At 49.4% G+C, this 22,121-nt stretch carries 25 protein-coding genes and 1 riboswitch; of the genes, 20 read left to right on the top strand and 5 right to left on the bottom strand.

Annotated features, from left to right (window positions below; all coding sequences use genetic code 11):
- Positions 1–13 precede the first annotated feature (13 nt).
- From BUA12_RS07000 to sufB, 8 genes are all read left to right on the top strand, one after another.
- Complete coding sequence (locus tag BUA12_RS07000; RefSeq protein WP_072709781.1) at positions 14–916, top strand: MetQ/NlpA family ABC transporter substrate-binding protein; 903 nt, start codon at positions 14–16, stop codon at positions 914–916.
- A gap of 209 nt (positions 917–1,125) precedes the next feature.
- Positions 1,126–1,461 (top strand): DUF4870 domain-containing protein, encoded by a 336-nt coding sequence (locus BUA12_RS07005; protein WP_072709782.1) that lies wholly within the window; start codon positions 1,126–1,128, stop codon positions 1,459–1,461.
- 123 nt (positions 1,462–1,584) lie between these two features.
- Positions 1,585–2,487 (top strand): sulfurtransferase, encoded by a 903-nt coding sequence (locus tag BUA12_RS07010; RefSeq protein ID WP_072709783.1) that lies wholly within the window; start codon positions 1,585–1,587, stop codon positions 2,485–2,487.
- Positions 2,488–2,742: 255 nt separating this feature from the next.
- The gene (sufC, locus tag BUA12_RS07015) at positions 2,743–3,528 is read left to right on the top strand and encodes a Fe-S cluster assembly ATPase SufC (RefSeq protein WP_072709784.1); all 786 of its coding nucleotides are present in this window, start codon (positions 2,743–2,745) and stop codon (positions 3,526–3,528) included.
- A gap of 15 nt (positions 3,529–3,543) precedes the next feature.
- Positions 3,544–4,860 carry a Fe-S cluster assembly protein SufD gene (gene sufD, locus BUA12_RS07020; RefSeq protein ID WP_072709785.1) on the top strand — a complete coding sequence of 439 codons (1,317 nt, stop codon included), beginning with the start codon at positions 3,544–3,546 and terminating at the stop codon, positions 4,858–4,860.
- A gap of 22 nt (positions 4,861–4,882) precedes the next feature.
- Positions 4,883–6,106, top strand: a complete 1,224-nt coding sequence (locus BUA12_RS07025) for a cysteine desulfurase (protein ID WP_072709786.1) — start codon at positions 4,883–4,885, stop codon at positions 6,104–6,106.
- On the top strand, positions 6,096–6,533 hold the full coding sequence (gene sufU / locus BUA12_RS07030) for a Fe-S cluster assembly sulfur transfer protein SufU (RefSeq protein WP_072709787.1): 438 nt from the start codon (positions 6,096–6,098) through the stop codon (positions 6,531–6,533). The genes BUA12_RS07025 and sufU overlap by 11 nt, the downstream gene beginning before the upstream one ends.
- Positions 6,534–6,554: 21 nt before the next feature.
- Complete coding sequence (sufB, locus tag BUA12_RS07035; protein WP_072709788.1) at positions 6,555–7,952, top strand: Fe-S cluster assembly protein SufB; 1,398 nt, start codon at positions 6,555–6,557, stop codon at positions 7,950–7,952.
- A gap of 48 nt (positions 7,953–8,000) precedes the next feature.
- Here the strand turns inward: sufB and cyoE are convergent, their stop codons facing one another.
- Complete coding sequence (cyoE, locus tag BUA12_RS07040; RefSeq protein ID WP_245772769.1) at positions 8,001–8,894, bottom strand: heme o synthase; 894 nt, start codon at positions 8,892–8,894, stop codon at positions 8,001–8,003.
- 190 nt (positions 8,895–9,084) lie between these two features.
- On the opposite strand from cyoE, the gene BUA12_RS07045 reads away from it, so the two are divergent.
- On the top strand, positions 9,085–10,263 hold the full coding sequence (locus tag BUA12_RS07045) for an MFS transporter (protein ID WP_072709790.1): 1,179 nt from the start codon (positions 9,085–9,087) through the stop codon (positions 10,261–10,263).
- Positions 10,264–10,323: 60 nt separating this feature from the next.
- Here the strand turns inward: BUA12_RS07045 and BUA12_RS07050 are convergent, their stop codons facing one another.
- The gene (locus tag BUA12_RS07050; RefSeq protein WP_072709791.1) at positions 10,324–10,878 is read right to left on the bottom strand and encodes a M15 family metallopeptidase; all 555 of its coding nucleotides are present in this window, start codon (positions 10,876–10,878) and stop codon (positions 10,324–10,326) included.
- 191 nt (positions 10,879–11,069) lie between these two features.
- Here BUA12_RS07050 and BUA12_RS07055 point away from each other — a divergent pair, with 191 nt between their 5' ends.
- Positions 11,070–11,399 (top strand): GRAM domain-containing protein, encoded by a 330-nt coding sequence (locus tag BUA12_RS07055; protein ID WP_072709792.1) that lies wholly within the window; start codon positions 11,070–11,072, stop codon positions 11,397–11,399.
- 60 nt (positions 11,400–11,459) lie between these two features.
- A complete protein-coding gene (locus BUA12_RS07060) occupies positions 11,460–12,014 on the top strand; it encodes a thioredoxin family protein (protein ID WP_072709793.1) in 555 nt (184 codons plus the stop codon).
- Between the two features lie 219 nt (positions 12,015–12,233).
- Here BUA12_RS07060 and BUA12_RS07065 read toward each other — a convergent pair whose 3' ends face one another.
- Entirely contained in the window at positions 12,234–12,989 is a 756-nt protein-coding gene (locus BUA12_RS07065) for an ABC transporter permease (protein WP_072709794.1), read from the bottom strand.
- Positions 12,989–13,690: an ABC transporter ATP-binding protein gene (locus BUA12_RS07070; RefSeq protein WP_072709795.1), complete on the bottom strand. Its 702-nt coding sequence runs from the start codon at positions 13,688–13,690 to the stop codon at positions 12,989–12,991. The genes BUA12_RS07065 and BUA12_RS07070 overlap by 1 nt, the downstream gene beginning before the upstream one ends.
- A 51-nt stretch (positions 13,691–13,741) precedes the next feature.
- Between BUA12_RS07070 and BUA12_RS07075 the strand changes: the two genes are divergently transcribed.
- The 5 genes from BUA12_RS07075 to BUA12_RS07095 all read left to right on the top strand — a co-directional run bounded on the left by BUA12_RS07075 (position 13,742) and on the right by BUA12_RS07095 (position 19,187).
- Positions 13,742–14,590: a DUF72 domain-containing protein gene (locus BUA12_RS07075; RefSeq protein ID WP_072709796.1), complete on the top strand. Its 849-nt coding sequence runs from the start codon at positions 13,742–13,744 to the stop codon at positions 14,588–14,590.
- Positions 14,591–14,602: 12 nt separating this feature from the next.
- Entirely contained in the window at positions 14,603–15,424 is an 822-nt protein-coding gene (locus BUA12_RS07080; protein ID WP_072709798.1) for a sulfite exporter TauE/SafE family protein, read from the top strand.
- Positions 15,425–15,436: 12 nt separating this feature from the next.
- The gene (locus BUA12_RS07085) at positions 15,437–16,756 is read left to right on the top strand and encodes a bifunctional metallophosphatase/5'-nucleotidase (protein ID WP_072709800.1); all 1,320 of its coding nucleotides are present in this window, start codon (positions 15,437–15,439) and stop codon (positions 16,754–16,756) included.
- 45 nt (positions 16,757–16,801) lie between these two features.
- Positions 16,802–16,966, top strand: a riboswitch (Lysine riboswitch).
- 65 nt (positions 16,967–17,031) lie between these two features.
- Positions 17,032–18,615, top strand: coding sequence for a Na+/H+ antiporter NhaC family protein (locus BUA12_RS07090; protein WP_072709802.1), 1,584 nt, complete (start codon positions 17,032–17,034; stop codon positions 18,613–18,615).
- Between the two features lie 134 nt (positions 18,616–18,749).
- Entirely contained in the window at positions 18,750–19,187 is a 438-nt protein-coding gene (locus BUA12_RS07095) for a YutD family protein (RefSeq protein WP_072709911.1), read from the top strand.
- 48 nt (positions 19,188–19,235) lie between these two features.
- Here the strand turns inward: BUA12_RS07095 and BUA12_RS07100 are convergent, their stop codons facing one another.
- Complete coding sequence (locus BUA12_RS07100; protein WP_072709803.1) at positions 19,236–19,523, bottom strand: DUF3055 domain-containing protein; 288 nt, start codon at positions 19,521–19,523, stop codon at positions 19,236–19,238.
- 87 nt (positions 19,524–19,610) lie between these two features.
- Between BUA12_RS07100 and BUA12_RS07105 the strand changes: the two genes are divergently transcribed.
- The 4 genes from BUA12_RS07105 to BUA12_RS07120 are packed head-to-tail and all read left to right on the top strand — an operon-like array spanning position 19,611 to position 22,094.
- Positions 19,611–20,030: a DUF86 domain-containing protein gene (locus tag BUA12_RS07105; RefSeq protein WP_072709805.1), complete on the top strand. Its 420-nt coding sequence runs from the start codon at positions 19,611–19,613 to the stop codon at positions 20,028–20,030.
- 1 nt (position 20,031) lies between these two features.
- On the top strand, positions 20,032–20,793 hold the full coding sequence (locus BUA12_RS07110; RefSeq protein ID WP_072709807.1) for a TIGR01457 family HAD-type hydrolase: 762 nt from the start codon (positions 20,032–20,034) through the stop codon (positions 20,791–20,793).
- A gap of 1 nt (position 20,794) precedes the next feature.
- Positions 20,795–21,754 carry a 2-hydroxyacid dehydrogenase gene (locus BUA12_RS07115; protein ID WP_072709809.1) on the top strand — a complete coding sequence of 320 codons (960 nt, stop codon included), beginning with the start codon at positions 20,795–20,797 and terminating at the stop codon, positions 21,752–21,754.
- A gap of 22 nt (positions 21,755–21,776) precedes the next feature.
- Positions 21,777–22,094 (top strand): cupin domain-containing protein, encoded by a 318-nt coding sequence (locus BUA12_RS07120; RefSeq protein ID WP_072709811.1) that lies wholly within the window; start codon positions 21,777–21,779, stop codon positions 22,092–22,094.
- Positions 22,095–22,121 lie beyond the last annotated feature (27 nt).

Consider the following 22,121-nt stretch of genomic DNA (forward strand, 5'->3'; position numbering starts at 1 on the left):
GACAGGATAATTTATGAAGAAATTTTTTCTATTCATGGTCTTAAGTGTTTTTGCAGCCGTACTGGCAGCATGCGGCAACGGGGAAGAAGAGGGTGCGGAAGAAAGTGCGGATGATGGCACCGGCACGGAAGAAGCCGCTGAAAACGGAGACGGTTCCTCCGAAGAATCTTCAGATGAAGCGGGCGGTACATTATCAATTGCAGCCTCCCCGGCACCACACGCTGAAATTTTGGAAGAAGCGGCAGTGATTCTGGAGGACGAGGAAGGCATTGAACTGGATATAACCATTGTCAACGACTATACTACGCCTAACCGTCTGCTTGATGATGAAGAAGTGGATACAAACTTCTTCCAGCATACGCCTTATCTGGAAGGTGAAGTGGAATCACACGGTTATGATCTGGAGTCGGCAGGCAACGTGCATATCGAGCCGATGGGCGTTTATTCACAGGACCATGATTCGCTGGAGGACTTGCCGGAAGGCTCGACCATCCTTGTTTCCAACAACCCGGCTGAAGAAGGACGCTTCCTGTCATTCTTCGTGGACGCCGGATTGATCGAGATTGAAGACGGCATCGAGATTGAAAATGCGACGTTCGATGACATCACTGAAAACCCGAATGACTTTGAATTCAATAACCAGACGGCACCGGAACTGCTCGTTGAAATGTATAATAACAACGAAGCCCCGGCAGTGATCATCAACTCAAACTTCGCAATCGAGGGTGATCTGAACCCTGTTGTGGATGCAATTGCCCTGGAGGATTCTGAATCACCGTATGCGAACCTTGTTGCAGTGCGTTCAGGCGACGCTGAAAGGGAAGACGTTCAGGCGTTGATGGCAGTGCTTCAAAGCGAGGAGATTGCACAGTTCATGGAAGACTCTTACGGGGGCGCAGTCATCCCGGCGGAATAAATTATTACGAACCGGGAGATCGGATGATCTCCCGGTTTTTTTGTGGGCGGCGATGGCGTGTGCGGAGCGGATTCGATTAACTTTGATGATTTCAACAACTTAATCGATACCCTCAGCCCTCCTTCCTGTAAAGAGGAATCCGATTGTGTAATTTGTTTATTAATGGTAAAATTGAAATAATGAAAGCATCATAAAAAGGGGAGATTGGAATGACACAGAATACCCAAGCCGGTTATGATTCGTCCCTCGTCCTCGTTTCTTACATTTTAGCGATATTCACACTGCTCATCGGCCCCCTCATCATATGGGCCCTGAAGAAAGATGATGATCCTGCAACTGCAGAAGCATTGAGGACCGTGGCAAACTTCGGGATTTCCTACACCATCTATGCCCTGATTGCATGGGCGACGACCGTCGTTTTGATCGGTTTCGTACTCGGGCCGATCGTGCAGGTCGCAACAATCGTCTTCATCATCATCGGCATCATCAAAACTGCGAATGGTGAAGCGTACAAACCGCCGTTTACATTGGATATCATCAAGTGAATATGAAAAACAACAGCCGGATTTGAAACTTCATCGTCCGGCTGTTTTATTTTCAAATGGATATTAAAATATGTTATGATTAAATCATAGTTAAGTAATATGATTTAAGGGAGAGTGCACTAAATGGCAGTTAATCATTCAAAGTTCGTTTCGACGGAATGGCTTGAAGACCATCTTGAAGATGAGGATTTGAAGATCATAGATGCGACGACATATTTACAGTTACCGGAAGACGGCGGCTATTACAAAGTATGGAGCGGCAGGGAAGACTATGAGGAGGCGCATATACCCGGCGCGGTGTTCGCAGACTTGAAAAATGATTTTTCCGACCCGGATGTTTCGTATAACTTTGCGGTCATTCCTCATGATGAATTCGTGGAGAAGATTTCCGACCTCGGTATTTCTGATGGCTCCTTTGTCGTAATTTACGACCGAGGTGCGATGGTGGATGCTGATTTTGAAGCGGCCGACTGGGCATCACGTCTGGCATGGCAGTTGAAGTTTGAAGGTTTCGACAATGTTGCGATACTGGACGGCGGCTATAATAAGTGGAAACGTGAAGGGCGTCCTGTCACCAGTGAGACGGTTGCTCCGGAAAAGGGCGAATTGAACATCGAACGCCGTCCAGAACTTTATGCGGGCAAAGAGGAAGTTCTAAAAGCGATCGATGACGATGATGTCATCATCCTGGACAGCCTGGATCCTTCTAATTATGCCGGGGAGTCTGACACTTATGCCCGCCCGGGCCGCATCAAAGGCGCAGTCAACGTCTTCTTCGGTGACCTGGCGGATCCCGAGACAGGGGAAGTCTACGATGATGAGAAATTGAAAGAGAGATTTGAAGCGGTGGGCGCACTGGATGAGGATAAGAAGGTCATCACATACTGCGGCAGTGCCATTGCGGCAACTTGGACGCAGTATCTGCTGAACAAACTCGGTCAGGATGATGTGGCTGTCTATGACGGTTCATTGTCCGAATGGGCGGCTGATGAGTCCCTGCCTATGGAGACGGGGGATCCAAAGTAGGATTACAACATTTGAATGTCAGAACACAAAAACCTGAATGATGCCGGAATCATTTGGGTTTCCTCATTCTCAAGGCGTTTAAAGCGTTTTCCCCCGCGAATCATACTTTTGGACGAGGCACACCCCTTTAATATGTTTGGTTTTTAAGGTATAATATTACAGTGTGAATCATACCCCATTTCTTTGACTATAAATTAGAATTATTATAAACTAGTGGGGTATGAGAATAATATGATCTAAATGGAGGATAAGTAAATGACTTCTGTACTGGAAATCAAAAACTTACATGTCGAAATAGACGGTAAAGAAATATTAAAAGGTGTCGACCTGACACTCAAGCAAGGTGAAATTCATGCGGTCATGGGCCCGAACGGCACCGGTAAATCCACATTGGCTCAGGCGATCATGGGACACCCGCGTTATGAAGTGACTCAGGGTGAAATCCTTCTTGACGGCGAAGATGTATTGGAGATGGAAGTGGATGAGCGTGCACAGGCCGGACTTTTCCTCGGTATGCAGTATCCATCTGAAATCACGGGCGTGACGACGTCCGACTTCCTGCGTTCCGCAATCAACTCGCACCGCGAGGAAGGCGACGAAATCAACCTGATGCAGTTCATCAAGAAATTGGATAAGAACATGGAGCACCTGGAAATCGACCAGGACATGGCTACACGTTACCTGAACGAAGGTTTCTCCGGCGGTGAGAAGAAGAGGAATGAAATCCTCCAGTTGATGATGCTCGAACCGAAATTCGGCATCCTCGATGAAATCGACTCCGGTCTTGATATCGACGCACTTGCAGTTGTCTCAAAGGGCATCAATAAACTGCGCGGTGAAAAGTTCGGTTCACTGATCATCACTCACTACCAAAGACTTCTCAATTACATCGAGCCTGACTTTGTACATGTCATGATGAGGGGCAAGATCGTAAAATCCGGCGGCAAAGAACTTTCAGAGCGTCTTGAGACGGAAGGTTATGACTGGATCAAAGAAGAATTGGGCATTGATGACGTAACTGTGGAATCTGACGTTAAATAAGACAGGAGGATCATAATGGCTACTGTATCCAATGAATATATTATAAATGCAGATGAAGTCATTCAGCGCGCAGGTGAACGCGGTGAATCCGACTTCCTTATCAATAAAAAGAAAGAAGCACTCGAAATCATTGAAAACCTCGAGATGCCGAAGCCTGACAAAACGAACATCAAAAGATGGGATTTCTTCACAATGGCTGAACCGGTTGTCGACAGCAGTGTCTACAACAGCCTTGATGAACTGCCTGAAACTGTCAAAGGGCTTCTCGATATCGAAAACACCAAAAATATATATGTACAGCACAATAATACACCTGCTTATCTTCAAGTGGATGAAAAGTTACAGGATAAAGGTGTGGTCATAGAGAACATCGTCGAAGCGACCCACAACCACCCTGAACTTGTTGCAAAATACTTCATGACGGACGGTGTGAAAGTGGATGAGCATAAACTGACGGCTTTCCACACGGCGATGCTGAACGGCGGGCTGTTCGTATATGTACCTGAAGATGTGAAGATTGAAGATCCTGTACAGATGGTCGTACTTCACGATGATGAAAAGGCATCCCTCGTCAATCACGTCCTCGTCGTTGCCGACAAAGGGTCGGAAGTCACTTATGTGGAAAACTACCTGTCCAATGTTGAACAGACCAACGAACAGATCAACATCGTCTCGGAAGTCCTTGCACTGGACAATGCGAAAATCACTTACGGTGCGGTGGATGTGCTTGCTGAAGGCATGACGGGTTATATCAACAGACGCGGTGTCGCTGCAAATGATGCAAGAATCGACTGGGCACTCGGCCTGATGAGCGATTCGAACCTCATCAACGACAATACGACTTATCTGATGGGCGACCGTTCGAACTCGGATATGAAGACGGTCACGATCGGACGCGGTGAACAGAACCAGAACGTGACGACGCAGATCATCCATTACGGTAAAGATTCCAATGGGCATATCCTGAAGCACGGCGTCATGAAAGACAGGGCGACGACGATCTTCAACGGTGTCGGCTATATCAAACACGGCGGCACACGCAGTGATGCACAGCAGGAATCACGCATCCTGATGCTGAGCGAGCGCGCGCGGGGTGATGCGAACCCGATTCTCCTCATTGATGAAGATGACGTCACTGCCGGCCACGCAGCTTCAGTCGGCCGTGTCGACCCGCTCCAGCTGTTCTATCTGATGAGCCGCGGCATCTCCCGTAAAGAAGCAGAAAGGCTCGTGATCCACGGTTTCCTGGATCCTGTGGTGAGAGCACTGCCGATTGAATCGGTCAAGAAGCAGCTTAAGGAAATCATAGAGTTGAAAGTATTATCGAAATAAGCGTTAAAGGGGTTTTTCCCATATGGATATAAATACCATCCGCACAGATTTTCCAATACTGAATCAAGAAGTCAATGGTAACCCTTTGATTTACCTGGATACTTCAGCGACGAGCCAGTCACCATCCCAGGTGATCGACGCTATGAATGATTATTACAAGGACTACAACTCCAACGTCCATAGAGGCGTGCATACACTCGGCACGAAGGCGACGGATGCTTATGAGCAGGCACGGATGAAAGTCAGAGGTTTCATAAACGCACAGCGCTATGAAGAAATAGTCTTCACACGCGGAACGACTTCGGCGATCAACCTGGTCGCCCGGAGCTTCGGCGAAGAGAACGTGTCGGAAGGCGATGACATCGTCGTCACTGAAATGGAGCATCATGCAAACATTGTACCCTGGCAGGAACTTGCGAAGCGCAAAAATGCCAACCTTGTGTTCATTCCGCTTGAAGCAGACGGAACGATCAAATTGGAAAATGTCGAAGCGGTCATGACTGACAGGACCAAAATTGTCGCAATCACCCATGTTTCCAATGTACTTGGAACGATCAACGATATTGGCAGCATCGCGGAAATCGCGCACAGACACGGCGCATATATCGCTGTCGACGGCGCACAGGCGGTGCCCCATATGAGTGTGGATGTCCAGGCAATGGATGTCGACTTCTATGCATTCAGCGGCCATAAGATGCTGGGGCCCACAGGTATAGGTGTGTTATACGGCAAGGCGGAATTACTTGATAAAATGGAACCCATCGAATATGGTGGAGATATGATCGACTTTGTGGATTTGAGAGAATCCACATGGACTGATCTGCCTGTGAAGTTCGAAGCGGGCACGCCGATGATCGCTGAAGCGATTGGGCTGTCGGCTGCGATCGACTATATCAATCAGGTCGGTGCCGATGAAATTCTCCGTTATGAACAGGAATTGGTCAAATACGCATATGATAAGATGGCACAGATCGAAGGCATGGAAATGTACGGGCCTAAAGAAGAGCGTGCAGGTCTGATCACTTTCAACCTTGAGGGTGTGCACCCGCATGATCTGGCTACAGCATTGGATACAGACGGCGTTGCAGTCAGGGCGGGGCATCATTGTGCCCAGCCATTGATGAAATTCCTTGAAGTATCATCCACAGCCAGAGCGAGCTTTTATCTATACAACACTAAAGATGAAATTGATTACTTCATCGATTCTTTGGAACGCACAAAGGAGTTTTTCACGCATGAATTTTAATAATTTGAATCAGCTGTATCGCTCAGTCATCATGGACCACTACAAGAACCCGAGAAACAAAGGTGTGATTGAAGAGGGCACGATGACCGTCGATATGAACAACCCTACATGTGGTGATGCAATCCGTCTGACTTTGGACGTCCAGGATGGAATCGTCAAAGATGCGAAATTCGATGGCGAGGGGTGTTCCATCTCGTTATCAAGCGCTTCTATGATGACGGAGGCAATCAAGGGCAACTCCATTGAACATGCGCTTGGCATGAGCGAAGAATTCAGCAAGATGATGCTTGGTGAAGATTATGAGATTCCTGAAGAGTATGGGGATATAGAGGCATTGTCCGGAGTGAGCCAGTTCCCTGCACGTATCAAATGTGCGACGCTAACCTGGAAAGCACTTGAAAAAGGTGTTAAAGAATCCGGACAGTAATATATAGAAGGAGTGATTGTCATGGCTAAAAATGTACCTGAGATCGAAGATTATAAATATGGTTTCCATGATGAAGATGTATCAATTTTCCGTTCGGACCGCGGTCTGACACCGGAAATCGTAAAAGAGATTTCAAAAATGAAAGAAGAACCGCAGTGGATGCTGGATTACCGTCTGAAGTCACTGCAGCACTTCTACGACAGACCAATGCCGATGTGGGGCGGGGATTTATCAGAGCTGAACTTTGATGAAATCACCTACTACGTCAAACCGTCCGAGAGAAGTGAGCGTTCGTGGGATGAAGTGCCGGAAGAAATCAAATTGACATTTGATAAACTCGGCATCCCGGAAGCGGAGCAGAAATACCTTGCAGGTGTCTCTGCGCAGTATGAATCAGAAGTGGTCTACCACAACATGGAAGAAGCGCTGGAAGAGAAAGGCGTAATCTTCAAAGATACGGATTCTGCGCTTCGTGAAAACGAAGAGCTGTTCAAGGAGTACTTTGGCACTGTAGTGCCGGCGACGGACAACAAATTTTCGGCATTGAACTCAGCTGTATGGTCCGGCGGATCATTCATCTACTGCCCTCCGGGAGTGACGGTCGATTCGCCGCTGCAGGCTTACTTCCGCATCAACTCCGAGAACATGGGTCAGTTCGAGCGGACGCTGATCATCTGTGACGAAGGTTCAAGCGTCCATTATGTTGAAGGTTGTACAGCACCTGTCTATACGACGAACTCCCTGCACTCTGCAGTGGTTGAAATCGTGGTCAAGAAAGATGCTTACTGCCGTTACACGACGATCCAGAACTGGGCTAATAACGTCTATAACCTTGTGACCAAGCGTACTTTCGTTGATGAAAACGGAACGATGGAATGGGTTGACGGTAACTTAGGTTCCAAGATCACGATGAAATACCCTTCAATCTTCCTTAAAGGGGAAGGCGCACGTGGTATGACATTGTCAATCGCCCTGGCAGGTAAAGGACAGCTGCAGGATGCGGGTGCGAAGATGATCCACCTGGCACCTAACACATCTTCCACCATCGTTTCCAAATCAATCGCCAAAGGCGGCGGTAAAGTTTCCTACCGCGGACAGGTCCACTTCGGCAGAAAAGCTGAGAATGCAAGATCGAATATCGAATGTGATACGCTGATCATGGATAACGAATCCACTTCGGATACGATTCCTTATAATGAAATCCTGAATGATAACATTTCACTGGAACACGAAGCGAAAGTTTCGAAAGTGTCTGAAGAGCAGTTATTCTATCTGATGAGCCGTGGAATCGGTGAGATCGAAGCGACGGAAATGATCGTCATGGGCTTCATCGAGCCATTCACAAAAGAACTTCCGATGGAATATGCGGTTGAGATGAACCGCCTGATCTCCTTTGAGATGGAAGGTTCAATCGGTTAACAGATGCAATTTTAAAAGCCCCTTACCGGATCCGGTAAGGGGCTTTTCCTATATGGTCACGATGATCATGATGACCAGGATGATGATCAAGTAAAGCAGGGAGTATTTGAGGTTGATCTGTGCCCATTTTCTGATTTCCGTGCTTTTAAGTCCGGTGAAGGCGAGAATGATCCAGCCGACCGTCAGTATGACCGTCACGATGAAAAATATTCCACCCATGGCCGGCAGCAGTATGAACGGCAGGGGCAGCAGTGCCATGACATAGATGATCATCTGACGTATGGTGATGTCAACACCTGAGACGACGGGCAGCATCGGGACGCCTGCCCGGGTATAATCACTGAGCCTCTTTATGGCAATGGCGAGTGTATGGGGCACCTGCCATATGAACAACAGATAGAACAGCATGATCGGAACGATGTGGCCTGCAGGTGCGATGGCGGCCCATCCGATCAACGGTGTGAAGGCTCCCGATATGCTGCCGATGATCGTGTTAATCGTATATTTCCGTTTGGACCAGAAAGTGTAGAGGACGACGTAGAAAAACCAGCCGAGGAAAGCATAAAGGGCAGCTTCCGGTGTTGTCAGGAGCATGATGGCGAGGCCCAGGACGGAAGTGACCACTGCGGAACGGAAAACTGCCCGCAGTGTGAATGCCCCGGTGACCGTCGGGCGGTTCCGGGTCCTGTCCATCTTCTTATCGAGGTCCGCCTCATACCAATTGTTGAACATCAAAGCACCGGCGATGACGAGTGTGCTCCCGAGCATCGTCAGAAGAAAAGTGCCGATATGATTGTTGAAATGCTCCCCGCTGAAGTGAAGAGCGAGCCAGAAGGCGGTGAAGACGGGCAGCACATTGGCCACAAGCACTTTACCCTTCAGAAGGTATTTGATATTAGTGAGAAATCCGTGGCGTCCGGATGGTGATTGATCTTTATTCAAATTTATTCCCTCTCAAGCATTGAATGATAATATTGGAAATCGTCCATATTACATTATATCAGTAACACCATGGATTTGGCATCACCCTCGCCTTTGAAGCAGGCATGACCGTGGCAGGTTGTGTCGAAAATCTGTACAATTAATGAGTATTCACACCAATTAAAAAACTTTGAAGGAAGCTGATTTGTTAATGGAGGATAGGAAACAGGAAAAGCTGTGGACGAAAGGTTTCATACTGACATCCGTCGTCAATATGATGCTGACATTGTCGCTGTATCTTCTGCTTGTCACGATGGCTGTGTATGCGATTGAAACATACGATGCTTCAGTCAGCATGGCCGGTTTCGTCTCCAGCGTATTCATCATCGGTACACTCTTTGGTCGTCTGTACGGCGGCAAAAATATAGCGCGGATCGGCAACAGGAAAATGCTGCTGTTCGGTTCGGCAGCTGTACTGGTTTCGACGGCGCTGTATTTTGTACCGATGGGGATTTATCCGCTCATGGGTCTGCGCTTTCTGCACGGAGTGGCGCTCGGTCTGGCCGCCACTGCGACAGGGACGATCGTTGCCCAGATCATCCCGCGTTCAAGAAGCGGGGAGGGCATCGGTTATTTCAGCATGAGTGTGGTGATGGCGACAGCAGTCGGGCCTCTGATCGGCGTTGTGCTCCTGAACCAGTATGGATTCACCAGTATCTTCATATTTTCACTGGTCATGGCGGTCATCAGTCTTCTGCTCAGCCTGAGGGTGAGGCCGCCGGAGGTGGAAGTGCCGGAAGTGTCCAGCTATAAACGTTTCAGCCTGTCGGATTATTTTGAAGCCCGGGCCCTGCCGATTTCCTCAGTGATGTTCGTTCTGGCATTTGCTTATTCAAGCATCCTTTCATTCGTGACAGGTTACTCAGGTGAGATCGACCTGGTCGAGGCCGGAAGTTTCTTCTTCCTTGTATACGGTATTTCGGTGCTTCTGTCGAGACCGGTGACCGGTCCATTGATGGACAGGAAAGGGGCCAATATCGTCGTTTATCCTGCACTCATCCTTTTTGCGGCCGGCATGCTGACGATCAGCCAGGCGGATGCCGGATGGATGCTGCTGCTTGCTGCCCTCCTGATCGGACTGGGGTATGGCAATTTCCAGTCGATTTCCCAGGCGCTTGCGATACAAGCGACGCCGAGGCACCGCATGGGCCTTGCCAATACGACCTACTTCATTGCATTGGATCTCGGCCTCGGCTTCGGTCCGCTCGTGCTCGGCTTCATCGTGCCGATGCTCGGTTACAGGGGCATGTATTTTTCACTCGTTTTCGTCATACTCCTCGGCATCGTGGTGTATCATTTTGCACACGGCATGAAAAGCAGGACAGTGTGAGCGGCGGAGCATGAGGAATTTAAAGAGGTCCGGACACACTGTCCAGACCTCTTCCCTGAATTAATATGCAAATTGGTAATAGCCCTGGTTGTACCAATACTGAAGGTCCGCAAGGCTCATGCCGTAGTCAAGCTGCAAGTGCGGGTAATCGGGGAATGACGCCCAATCGCCGCCCCATGTGAAGCCGACGCTTTTCGCTATATTACCGACGTCCACCCAGTCGGAAACGCCGTTGCCGTTGATGTCACGATCGAGTTCCCAGTGCGCGTTGCCGTAGTGATCCGTCAGCACGAAATCGATGGCAAGACCATAATTGTGGTATGACTGGCCTCCGCGGGCATTCGTCACCACCGGCCCCTCAGTTATACGCCCCTGATTGTAGAGGGCATCCTGCTGCTCGAAGGAACGGTAACCGTCGGTATATCTGATCAATATGCCCTGTTCGGCGGCAATCTGTCTGACGAGCTCTGCTTTTTGCACGACATCAGGATGCAATCCGTAATAAATACCTTGTGTTCCAGCGGCTTCGGCTTCCCCGTCGTATGTAAAAGACAGTGTGACAAGCAGTGCGAAACCGACTAAAATTTGTGAATACCTCTTGATTGAATGTTGCAAAAAAATGTCCCCTTTCACAATTTCGTTACTTTTCCACCGTAACATAGTGATCATTGGAGACAAGGATATTTTACAGGATGAAATCCAATTGTAATTCCAGTGTAATGTTCGAGCCGGATATATGTAAATATATGTTACCTGCCTTATGCTATAATACCAATTAAATAATCATTTATTGGAAGGGGTTCTTTATGTCAGAAACCATTGTCAAAAAAGGCACCGCAAATTTATGGTATGGCATCCATTCCGTCAAAGGCAAATTATTTTTGACTGCGACACGCCTGATCCATGAACCGGGGATGATGCAGGTCAAGAAAACACGGACGGAAATCATGCTTGAAGATGTGGAGAAGGTCCGGCCGGTCAATAATATGTTCGGAAAAATCCCCATCCCGAACGGCCTCAGGGTCACGACTGCACAGGGCGAAGAGTACCAATTCGTGGTCAATCGCCGGAAAGACTGGGCGAAGAAGGTCGAGGAAGCGATGGGCGCACTGTCCCGTGAGGCGGCGGGCAAATGACTGGGCATCGGACAGTGATATGATAAAATCGTAGGTGAAATGAGCAGAGGAGGAATGAATGTGGATTTGAACGAGTGGTTTGAAAAGGGTATGACCTTTGATGAGTACGAAAAAGAACTGACTGATCATGAACGGAACTATAAAAAGATTGATGAGCACTTCACATTGCCGGCTGATGAGGCATTTTTCAGGCAGGCCGCCGGGAGCAGCCTCCGGGCGATCATCATTGCAGAACCGTGGTGCGGACACTGCATGATGAACATGCCGATTTTCAGGAAACTGGCAGAAAAAAGTGGGATTGATACAAGAATCTCCTTGAGGGACACTCATCCAGAGCTGATGGACGCCTACGAAACGGACGGCAAACGGGTCATTCCGATCATCATACTGATCAACGAAGATGGGGTGGAAGTCGCGAAGTGGGGACCGCGTGCACCCGAGACGACTGAAATCCAAAATGAGATTTTAAGGGACATGCCGGAAAAAGGTTCTGCCGAATACGAGGAGATGTTCAAAGTGAAAGTCCGGGAACTTTCAGAGACGTTTGCAGGCAATGAAGATCTGTGGCAATCCATCTATCAGGATATGAAAAAGACGATCAGGACGGCCATATAAGAAATCGGGGCTGGGACATCAGTCCTTAAAAAGTATTCATTGAATGGAAGAGACGAAAAATCCGTACGTTTGACTCCCAGGGGAACAGCATCTGCGCAAGACTACAGGCTTGCGCGATGCCCCAGGTAAGCAAACGTACGGATTTATTTTTTTCATATAAAATCCTGTCCCACTCCCCGATTTTATGTTCCGGGGAAAAGCAGTGGTCCATCCGCCCTCTCAGTCCCTCAACCCGATGTACTGCATCCGCTGGTTGAATAATTTCGGGTAGGACAGATAGCCGACCATGACGGAAGACATTGCAGCGGTGGTCAATATGAGGAATAAGATCAGAAGCTGGTACATCACCGCTTCGAGCGGATCGGCCCCGCCGATGATGAGTCCGCTCATCATGCCGGGCAGCTGTACCAGGCCCATCGTCTTCATCGATTCGACGGTGGGTATCATGCTGGTCCTGATTGAGGATTTCAAACTTCTTGAAATTGCCTCATTGGGCGCGCCGCCGAATGAGAGTATCAGTTCGATCACTTCTTCGCTGTTTTCCAGCTCATCTTTGAATTTGTTCAGGAATAAAAGGGACAATACCATACAGTTGCCGATCACCATGCCGCTGATCGGTATGATCTGTTCAGGCTCTGCCGGGATGATGCTGAAGCCGAGCAGCAGCCCCATGGAAACGGCTTCCACGACAAACAGCGTGAAAATGATGATTGCCGTGATGCCGGGGATGCCGCCCCCTTTCCTGATGATGTTCTGGCTTGCTGCAGCGATCATCAGGAGAATCATCAGAATGATGAAGATCACTGAGTCACTTTCAAAGACGAACGTCAGTATGTACCCGATGATCAGGAGCTGGATGATGGATCTGACCGTAGCGATCATGATGTCTTTTTCAAGCCCGAGCTTTAAAAATAAAGTCAGCGCCAGAGGAATGGCCACAAAAATCAATGACAGTGAGAGCTGTAGAAACGACATCAGTGTTCCCCCTTTGAAAATGCGCGGATTTCAGGATGATCAGATTGGTCTATGAATTCAGCCGGCCCGTATTCGAGGAGTTCCCCTTTTCTTAAAAACCACATGTCATGGCTGACACGCCTTGCCTGCTCGAGGTCATGGGTGATCCAGATGACGGTGACCCTCTTTTCAGACTGGAGCCGCATCACAAGCCTTTCAATATCCCTGACAAGGACATAGTCCAGGCTTGAAGTGATCTCATCCAGAAGGAGCACTTCCGGCCTGTGGACGAATGTCCGGGCAAGAGCCACCCTGCTCCGTTCCCCGCCCGAGATCTCACGGACAGGACGTTTCAGGAAAGATGCGTCCATATCGACCATTTCGAGAAGCTCTGCAGCACGTTCTTCAGAAAGCACTTCGCCGTGGACTTCACACGGCAGGTTCAAATTGTCGTAAACGGTGCCGTGTATCATCGGTGAACTCTGGAATGCCATGCTGATGGTTTTTCTGAGTTTGCCGATATCATAGTCGAAAATGTCCCTCCCCCTGTACAGCACTTCCCCGGCATCGGGTGAAAGCAGGCCGTTGATCATCTTGAGACAGGTCGTTTTCCCGGCGCCGCTCGGTCCAACGAAGGTGGTGATCCTGCTCTCCCGGAAAGAACCGGAAATATTATGCAGTATGCCATTGTGACTCACATTCTTAAATTCTATAATGGGCATTATGAGTTTCCCCCTTTAAATATATGGTAATATACCAGTAAGGTGATTTCGATGATATATATAGGATTGACAGGCTGGGGAGACCATGATGATCTGTATACCAGCCTGACGAACAAAAAAGATAAATTGACTACATATGCAAGTCATTTCCCCATAGTGGAGCTTGATGCGACCTACTACGCGATTCAGCACACTTCCGTCATCAACAAGTGGTGCAGCGAGACGCCGAAAGAGTTTAAATTCATCGTCAAAGCGCATCAGTATATGACGGGGCACAGTGATTACAGGTCTGATTATTCTTCGATCAAGGAAGTTTTCAAGGCATTCAAGGATATGTTACACCCAATGGCCCAACAAAACAAACTCGGATTCGTCCTGTTGCAGTTTCCGCCATGGTTCGACTGCACGGGTGAAAACATACGTTATGTAAAGTACGCAAAGACGATGCTCGAGCCTTATAAGGTTTCGGTCGAGTTCAGGAATCAGACGTGGTTCAGCGATGAATTCAAGGAAGAGACCCTGGGCTTCTTATATGATAATGACATCATACACAGCATATGCGATGAACCGCAGGCAGGCATGGGAAGCATACCATTCGTCAACCGGGTGACCGATGATACTGCCTTCATCCGTCTTCACGGCCGCAACGTACATGGGTGGACGCAGAAGGATCTGTCCCAGGAGGAGTGGCGGAATGTGCGGTATTTATATGATTACAGCAAAGAAGAGCTTGATTGGCTGAAGCGGCAGGTCGAAATCCTCAAACATAAGACCAAGGACATCTACATCGTCTTCAATAACAACTCCGGAGGCCACGCAAGCGGCAACGCCCAGTCATTCATCGGGATGATGGGGATTAAGTATACGGGGCTGGCACCGAAACAATTGAAATTATTTTAAGGGGTGGTGCATATGGAGTATCTTATATTGATATTGATCGGCCTGTTTGCAGCAGCCTTAGGTTCACTGGTCGGTATCGGCGGAGGCGTCATCATAGTGCCCCTGTTGATATTTTTTGGTATAGATAACGACTTCATTTCCAATGTCACCCCCCAGTCCGCCGTCGGGACTTCCAGCATGGTGCTGATATTCATCGGCCTGTCCGCTTTGATGTCCTACGGGCGGAGCAACCAGGTGGACCGCAAGAACGGCTTTTTATTCATGATGGGCATCATTCCCGGCGCCCTTGCAGGTGCATACTTGAGCAGCCTGTTCACCACTGACAGCTTCAAGCTGTATTTCGGCCTGTTCCTCATACTGCTGAGTCTGATCCTGATCGTGAGGGACCGGATCAAGCCCCTCAGCTTATTTCAGGATGAGCGGTATGTACGCCCTCACGTGGACAATATGGGTAATGTATACCATTATGGTTTCCCGCCGTATATCGCCATCATCGGCAGCTTCGTGGCCGGTATGACGGCAGGTCTCTTCGGCATCGGCGGTGGCGCCATCATGACACCGATGATGCTCATACTGTTCCGCATGCCGGCATCCATCGCGATCGGCACGAGCATGCTGCTTGTCTTTTTTGGCGCCCTGTCTTCTGCAACAGGCCACCTGCTGCAGAACAATGTCAACTTCCTTCATGCGCTTTTCCTTGTGCCCTCTGCATTCGTCGGCGCAAAGATCGGTGTCTTCCTCAATCAGAAATTCGACTCTGATACAGTGGTGGCTGTCCTTAGAACGGTGCTGTTACTGCTCGGTATATATATGATCATCCAATCTTTTCTATAGGAGAGTGACCCCATGGAAATCAAACTCTTTCATACCAATGATATCCACAGTCATCTTTATAATTACTTAAAAATAAAAAACTATCTGCTCCATCAGAAAAAAAGGTACGGAGGGAGCATGCTGTATGTGGACCTTGGAGATCATGTCGACCGCTCCCATCCCTATACGGAAGCGACCCTCGGGAGAGGCAATGTGGATCTTTTGAATCAGGCGGGGTGCGATATAGCGACGCTCGGAAATAATGAGGGGATCACACTCGAAATCAATGACCTGAAATCATTGTATGACGGGGCGGAGTTTGAGGTGGTCTGTGCAAATCTGCTGGAAAGCGGCGCCCGGGCACCCTACTTCAAGCCGTATGTGATAAAAGAGATGAACGGTGTAAAATTCGGATTCATCGGATTGACTGTGGAATTCACCCCTTTTTACAAAGCACTGGGATGGAAGGTTTCCGATGCATTCGAATGGGTGGAAAAGAGTGTCGATCAACTGTCCGGGCAGGTGGACTGCATTGTGCTGATGAGTCACCTCGGCAAATACGATGATGAAACGATCGCGATCCGGTTCCCGGAGATTGATGTCATCCTCGGGGCCCACACCCATCATCATTTTGAGAGGGGCGAACAGGTCGGCCCGGTGCTCATCGGTGCAGCCGGCAGGTTCGGGGATTATATCGGGGAGGTCAGCCTCACTTTCGAAGGGAGGGAACTGGTGCATAAATCCGCGCGCCTGATCGAGACGGACATGCTGGCACACATAGACGACCCCTATTATGAATACGGCAGGGAACTGATGAGGCAGAATGTCATAAGATGGAACGCCGGACCGATCCCGAGGCATTTATTCCATACGAGCCGCTTCATCTCGCGTCTTGCCGGGATGATAAGGAAATTCACGGATGCCGATGTCAGCATCGTCCATACAGGTCTGATCGCCAAAAGTTTCGAAGGCGGGACACTGACGGATTATGAGCTCCATAAAGTGCTGCCCCATCCGATCAACGCAGTCAGGATAAAGGTCACCGGCCGTGAATTGAAGGACATATTCAAGCAGTCCATGCGCAATGAGTTCAGGGATGAAGTGGTCAGGGGCATGGGCTTCAGGGGTGATATCTTCGGGGGATTCGTGACGGATAACATCGGCTACATCCACTCGAAGCGTGAGTATTATGTCGGTGGAGCGTTGATCAGGGATGAGGGGAGTTATACGATCGGCACCCTTGACATGTATACATTCGGCCGTATATTCCCGCATTTCAAATCATCCAGGAAAGTTTATATGATGCCCGATTTCCTGAGGGACATCGTCAGGCGCTACAGTGATGATCTGTAACTTGCCGTTCAGTTTTTTTATGCTATAATATTAATGTTAATTGAATAGAAAAGTAGAGGTTGCGACCATTATCAGTATGGATGACGAGCAGGCATGCGTCCGAGTCATTTTGAAAGGAATGGTGGCCGAAGGGGGTTTTTGGCGGAAGACTTCCTGGGACCGGGTTTAAGAGGCCCGGTACTGTCATTATGATGATGCGCTACACACGAATATATACTGTCACGTGGCGCATTACGGCCTCACGTGACTTTTTTATATTTTAGGAGGAAAAATTAATGGAAAGCTTTTTATCATGGGAATATATGCCGCTGATCCCGCCATTGCTGACGCTGCTCCTCGTGGTGCTGACCCGCAGGGTCGGCATCAGTCTGGGGACGGGCATCATCACGTCTGCATTCGTGGTCGCAGGCGGCAGCATCATGGAAACACTCGGGCTGCTATGGGAGGCGTTCATCGGCATCTTTATAGATGAAGGCAGCATCAATACATGGGAGGCATTCATCCTCATCTTTTTGACGATGCTCGGCATCATGACCGCCTTCATGAACATGTCCGGCGGTGCAAAGGCCTTTACAGGATGGGCGCTTGAAAAATTCAGGACGAGGAGAAGCGCCGGGATTGCAACCGGCTTCCTCGGCATCATCATCTTCATAGATGATTATTTCAGTGCCCTGATCACCGGACAGGTGTCAAGGCCCCTGACGGATAAGTACAATATTTCACGTGCGAAGCTCGCATATTATGTGGACACCACTGCTTCCCCGGTGTCCGTGATTGCGCCGATTTCAAGCTGGGGCGCGGGGATCATGGGACTTGTCGCGCCACTGCTGCTTGCAGCGGGCCTGACGTCGATCTCCCCGTTCCAGGCGTTCCTATACATGATTCCGATGAACTTTTATGTCATCACGGCACTTGCCATGATGTTCATCGTCATCCTGACACGTTTTGATATCGGACCGATGAGGACACAGGAGAAACGTGCAATCATCGACGGTGAAGTCATCGATCACGGCAGGGAGGTCCCCGGGAACATCGATGAGGACCTGCCGTCTGCAAATGACAGTTCTGCCCAGGCGCTGCTTGTACCGATGATCGGGCTTGCAGTGACCGTCATCGTGATGATGTTCATCACGGGCGGGCTTGAAGCGGGCTCATGGGATTTATTCTCCATCCTCGAGAACACACTGGTGACGCACAGCCTGATCGTCGGAGGCATCGTGGGTCTCGGACTCAGCCTGTATTACTATTTCACCTTCACAAAAGGCAATGACAGATTCGGCTCAAGTCATATCTGGCTCGGCGTGAAGAGCGGGTTCAAGGCGATGCTTCCGGCAATGATCGTGCTGACACTCGCATGGATGATCGGAAGTCTCATCAGTCAACTGGGCACAGGTGCGGTCCTCGGTGCAATGGTGGAGGAATCGAACCTGCCGGCGGGCATGCTGCTCGCTGTCGTCTTCGTCGTGGCCTGCATCATGGCCCTGGCGACGGGGACGAGCTGGGGTTCATTCGGCATTTTGATTCCGGTGACCGGTGAGATCATGATTTCACTTGGTGAAACGGAACTTCTGCTTCCTTCTCTTGCTGCAGTCCTTGCAGGCGCTGTTTTCGGGGACCATTGTTCACCGATTTCCGACTCGACGATACTGTCGTCCACAGGCGCGGGCAGCAACCATATCACACACGTCCTCACACAGCTGCCGTATGCCGTTCTTTCAGCTGCGATTGCGCTGGCCGGTTATGTCGTCCTGGGCATCACATCGAGTGTATGGATGTCACTGCTGGTCATCCTGGTACTGCTTGGCGCCGTCGTAGTGTTTTCAAAATTGATCTACAAGCCGATAGAAAAAGCGGTCTGATCACATGAAGCCCCTTCTGCATGAAGGGGCTTTTTGCATCGATATATACATGGCTCTGAATTTCATGATAATATGAAATTATTGAAGCGGGCACCGGTGAAGGCTGATGAATGATGGGAAGGTGAATGAGGATCATGATTACGATCGACCATATGAACTTTGAACTGATTGAAAATTACAGGGATGCTTTTGACGAAGAACAATTTGTGGGGAAGTACAGTGAGGTATTGAACAAATATGATTACATCGTCGGGGACATCGGTTATGAAAAATTGAGGCTCACAGGTTTCCACAGGGATAATAAGAGGAAAGTCGAACGCGACAAGAAATTCAGTGCCATCCAGGACTACTTGAGTGAATACTGCAACTTCGGATGCCCATATTTCGTACTCCGTAAAGTGACGAAAGAGGAGCTTAAGGAGCGGGAGATTGAAAAGGAAGAGGACGCTGTAGATGACGGGGAATCGACGCTGCAGCCGGAATCCGGAGCCCCTCAGGAAGCTCGCGGCGGGGAAAAAGATGAAAATCGGGCGAAGGATAAAACATATGCCGCCCTGAAAAAGAAGGGGTGAAAAAGAGGAGGGCCGCAGCGGTCCTCCTCTTTTGCCGTCACCGGAATCCTACTCCATATCCCCCATATCCGTTACGATGACATCCTTCAAAAACTCCTCGACTTCTCCGCCCTGTTCGGGCGTGAGTCCGAGAATGTGGGCGACGTAACCTTCTTCGTTCAAATCGTCCGTACCGATGATGCCGAAACGGCTGCTCTGGGTATTCAGGACGAGTGCTTTTCCGAAAAACCTGCCCGTATGGATGATCGCAAGGTCATAACGCCCGTGGTCCCCTGCAAAACCGACATACCTGGAATAAGTATCCTCGGTATCATCATATAAGAAAAAGTCGATCATCATTATTTCCTCCGCTTCCACTGTACTTTGCAAATTATGCTATCATAATATTATCATGACCACAAAGAATGTAGAGGAGTGTAGGATTTGTATTTTGTAGATCGCAACCTGCTTGACGAAAGACTGGATTATATTGAGAAGCTCACAACGGAGCTTGAAGGCGCCGAAGGTTTTGCACTGGAGCGCATCTGCCATATGCTGATCGAATCCACAGTGGATGTCGGCAATATGATCATCGATGGTTTCATTTTACGGGATCCGGGCAGCTATCTGGATGTGATTGAAATACTCAAGACTGAAGGGGCGATCCCGGAAGCGGATCAGAATGATTTCAAAGTGACTTTCGGGTGGAGGAACAAACTGGTCCGCGAGTACACGGATCTTGATCATGGAAGTATGAAGGCGGAGTTCAAAAACCATCTGGACGCCTATAGACAATATAAGTCCAGGATATATGCCTTCGCGGAAAATGACGGTCAGGCAGTGACCGCATTCAAGTGTGAATGATATGGGGTACAACGGTTATCTGATAGACCTTGACGGTACGATGTATAACGGAAGTGAACTGATTGAAACGGCACGGGATTTCGTCTCGGAACTGGAAAGAAAGGGCATCCCGTATGTGTTCCTGACGAACAATGCCACGAAGTCGCAGGAGGAAGCGGTGCAGAAACTGCTCGACATGGGCGTGAAGACATCCCTTGAAAATATGTACACATCTGCAATGGCGACGGCATCCTACATCCGGGAAAACCACCGGGGCGCATCCGCATATGTGATCGGCACGCCCTCTTTGAAGAAGATCCTGGAAAATGCCGGCATCACACTGACGGAGAAAAATGCAGATCTCGTCATCATGGGACTCGACCCTGAGGTCGACTACGGAAAACTCAAGCGTGCAGCGCTGCTGATCGGCAACGGTGCGGGATTCATCGCGACGAATCCCGATAAACGATTCCCGACGGAAGAAGGCATCATCCCCGGCAGCGGCGCACTTCAGCAGGTGCTGATCGAGACGACCGGGGTGAGGCCCCTCATCATCGGGAAGCCGAATGCGTCCATACTGGACGGGGCCATGGGGCAGCTGGGCCTCAAAAAGAGCGAAGTCGCGCTGATAGGTGACAATTACGACACGGATATAATGACCGGGATCAATGGCGGCGTCGATACCATTCATGTGAATACCGGCGTGAGCCCGGTCGAAGAAGTGATGAAAAAAGAGGCTTCACCAACACATACTATAGATAATTTATCAGAATGGAGCGTTTGATATGGCAAAAAAAGTGGTGGTCACAAGACAGATTAAAGATGAACATTTAAATCAGCTTAAAGAAAAATATGAAGTATTCATGTGGGACAGTGCAGGCGACCCGATGCCGAAGAAGAGGTTTCTGGAAGAGATGGAAGATGCCGATGCTGCCCTCACCATGCTCAGTGAAAAAGTGGATGCGGAAGTATTCGAAGCGGCAAAGGAGCTGAAGGTCGTCTCAAACCTTGCCGTCGGCTTCGATAATATCGATCTTGAAGCTGCAGAAAAAAATGACGTCATCATCGCAAACACCCCGGACGTCCTGACGGAAACGACGGCGGAACTCGCTTTTACACTGATGCTGACTTCCGCGCGCCGAATCATCGAAGCGAACCGCGAGTTGGAAAGCGGGGACTGGACGGGCTGGAGCCCGTACCATATGGCAGGCACGGATGTATACGGCAAGACGGTCGGGATTTTCGGTATGGGCGCAATCGGCGCAGCATTCGCAAGGCGCCTGAAAGGTTTTGACTGCCGCGTCATCTACCACAACCGGAGTGAATCGAAGTATGCAGCCGACCTGGATGCAAAACTGGTCTCATTCGACGAACTGCTGGAACAGTCGGATTTCGTCCTGTGCGCCGCACCGCTCACTGAAGAGACGAAGTACAAGTTCGATCAGGAAGCATTCGGCAAAATGCAGGATCATGCGCACTTCATCAATATCGGCCGTGGGGCACACGTCGTCGAAACGGATTTGAAAAAAGCGGTGGAGACGGGTGACATCGCCGCCGCTGCCCTCGATGTATATGACGGTGAGCCGATTTCAAAAGACCATCCGTTCATCGGCATGGACAATATGACGCTCCTCCCGCATATCGGCAGCGCATCCGTCGCCACCCGCGACGACATGGTGCAGCTGTGTGTGGACAACATCACTCACGTACTCGAAGGCAAAGCCCCGCTCACCCAGGTGAAATGAATTTTTTGAGGGAGAGATGATCATGGAAAAGAGTACAATCGGACCGGCACAGACTTTCAGCGAAGAAAGATTTACGAAAATGGATATCTTCAAAAGCAGAAACAGTTCGATGTTCATGCTCAATTTCAATCCCGGCCAGGCGATGAAGCCCCACGGCCACCCCGGGAAAGAATTGTATCTGCATGTTTTGGAAGGTCACGGGGCGCTCACGATTGATGACAGGATCGTTGAAGTCTCCGCAGGGGGCGTGGTTCATCTCGAAGCGGATGAGACCATCGGCTTCAAGAATGGTGATGACAGGACTTCCATATATGTCACGATGAACAGGCTGAACGGATAAGATTCCAGACCCCATTGTTAACCTAAA

It is taken from the genome of Lacicoccus alkaliphilus DSM 16010, from assembly GCF_900142805.1.
Lineage (GTDB): Bacteria > Bacillota > Bacilli > Staphylococcales > Salinicoccaceae > Lacicoccus > Lacicoccus alkaliphilus.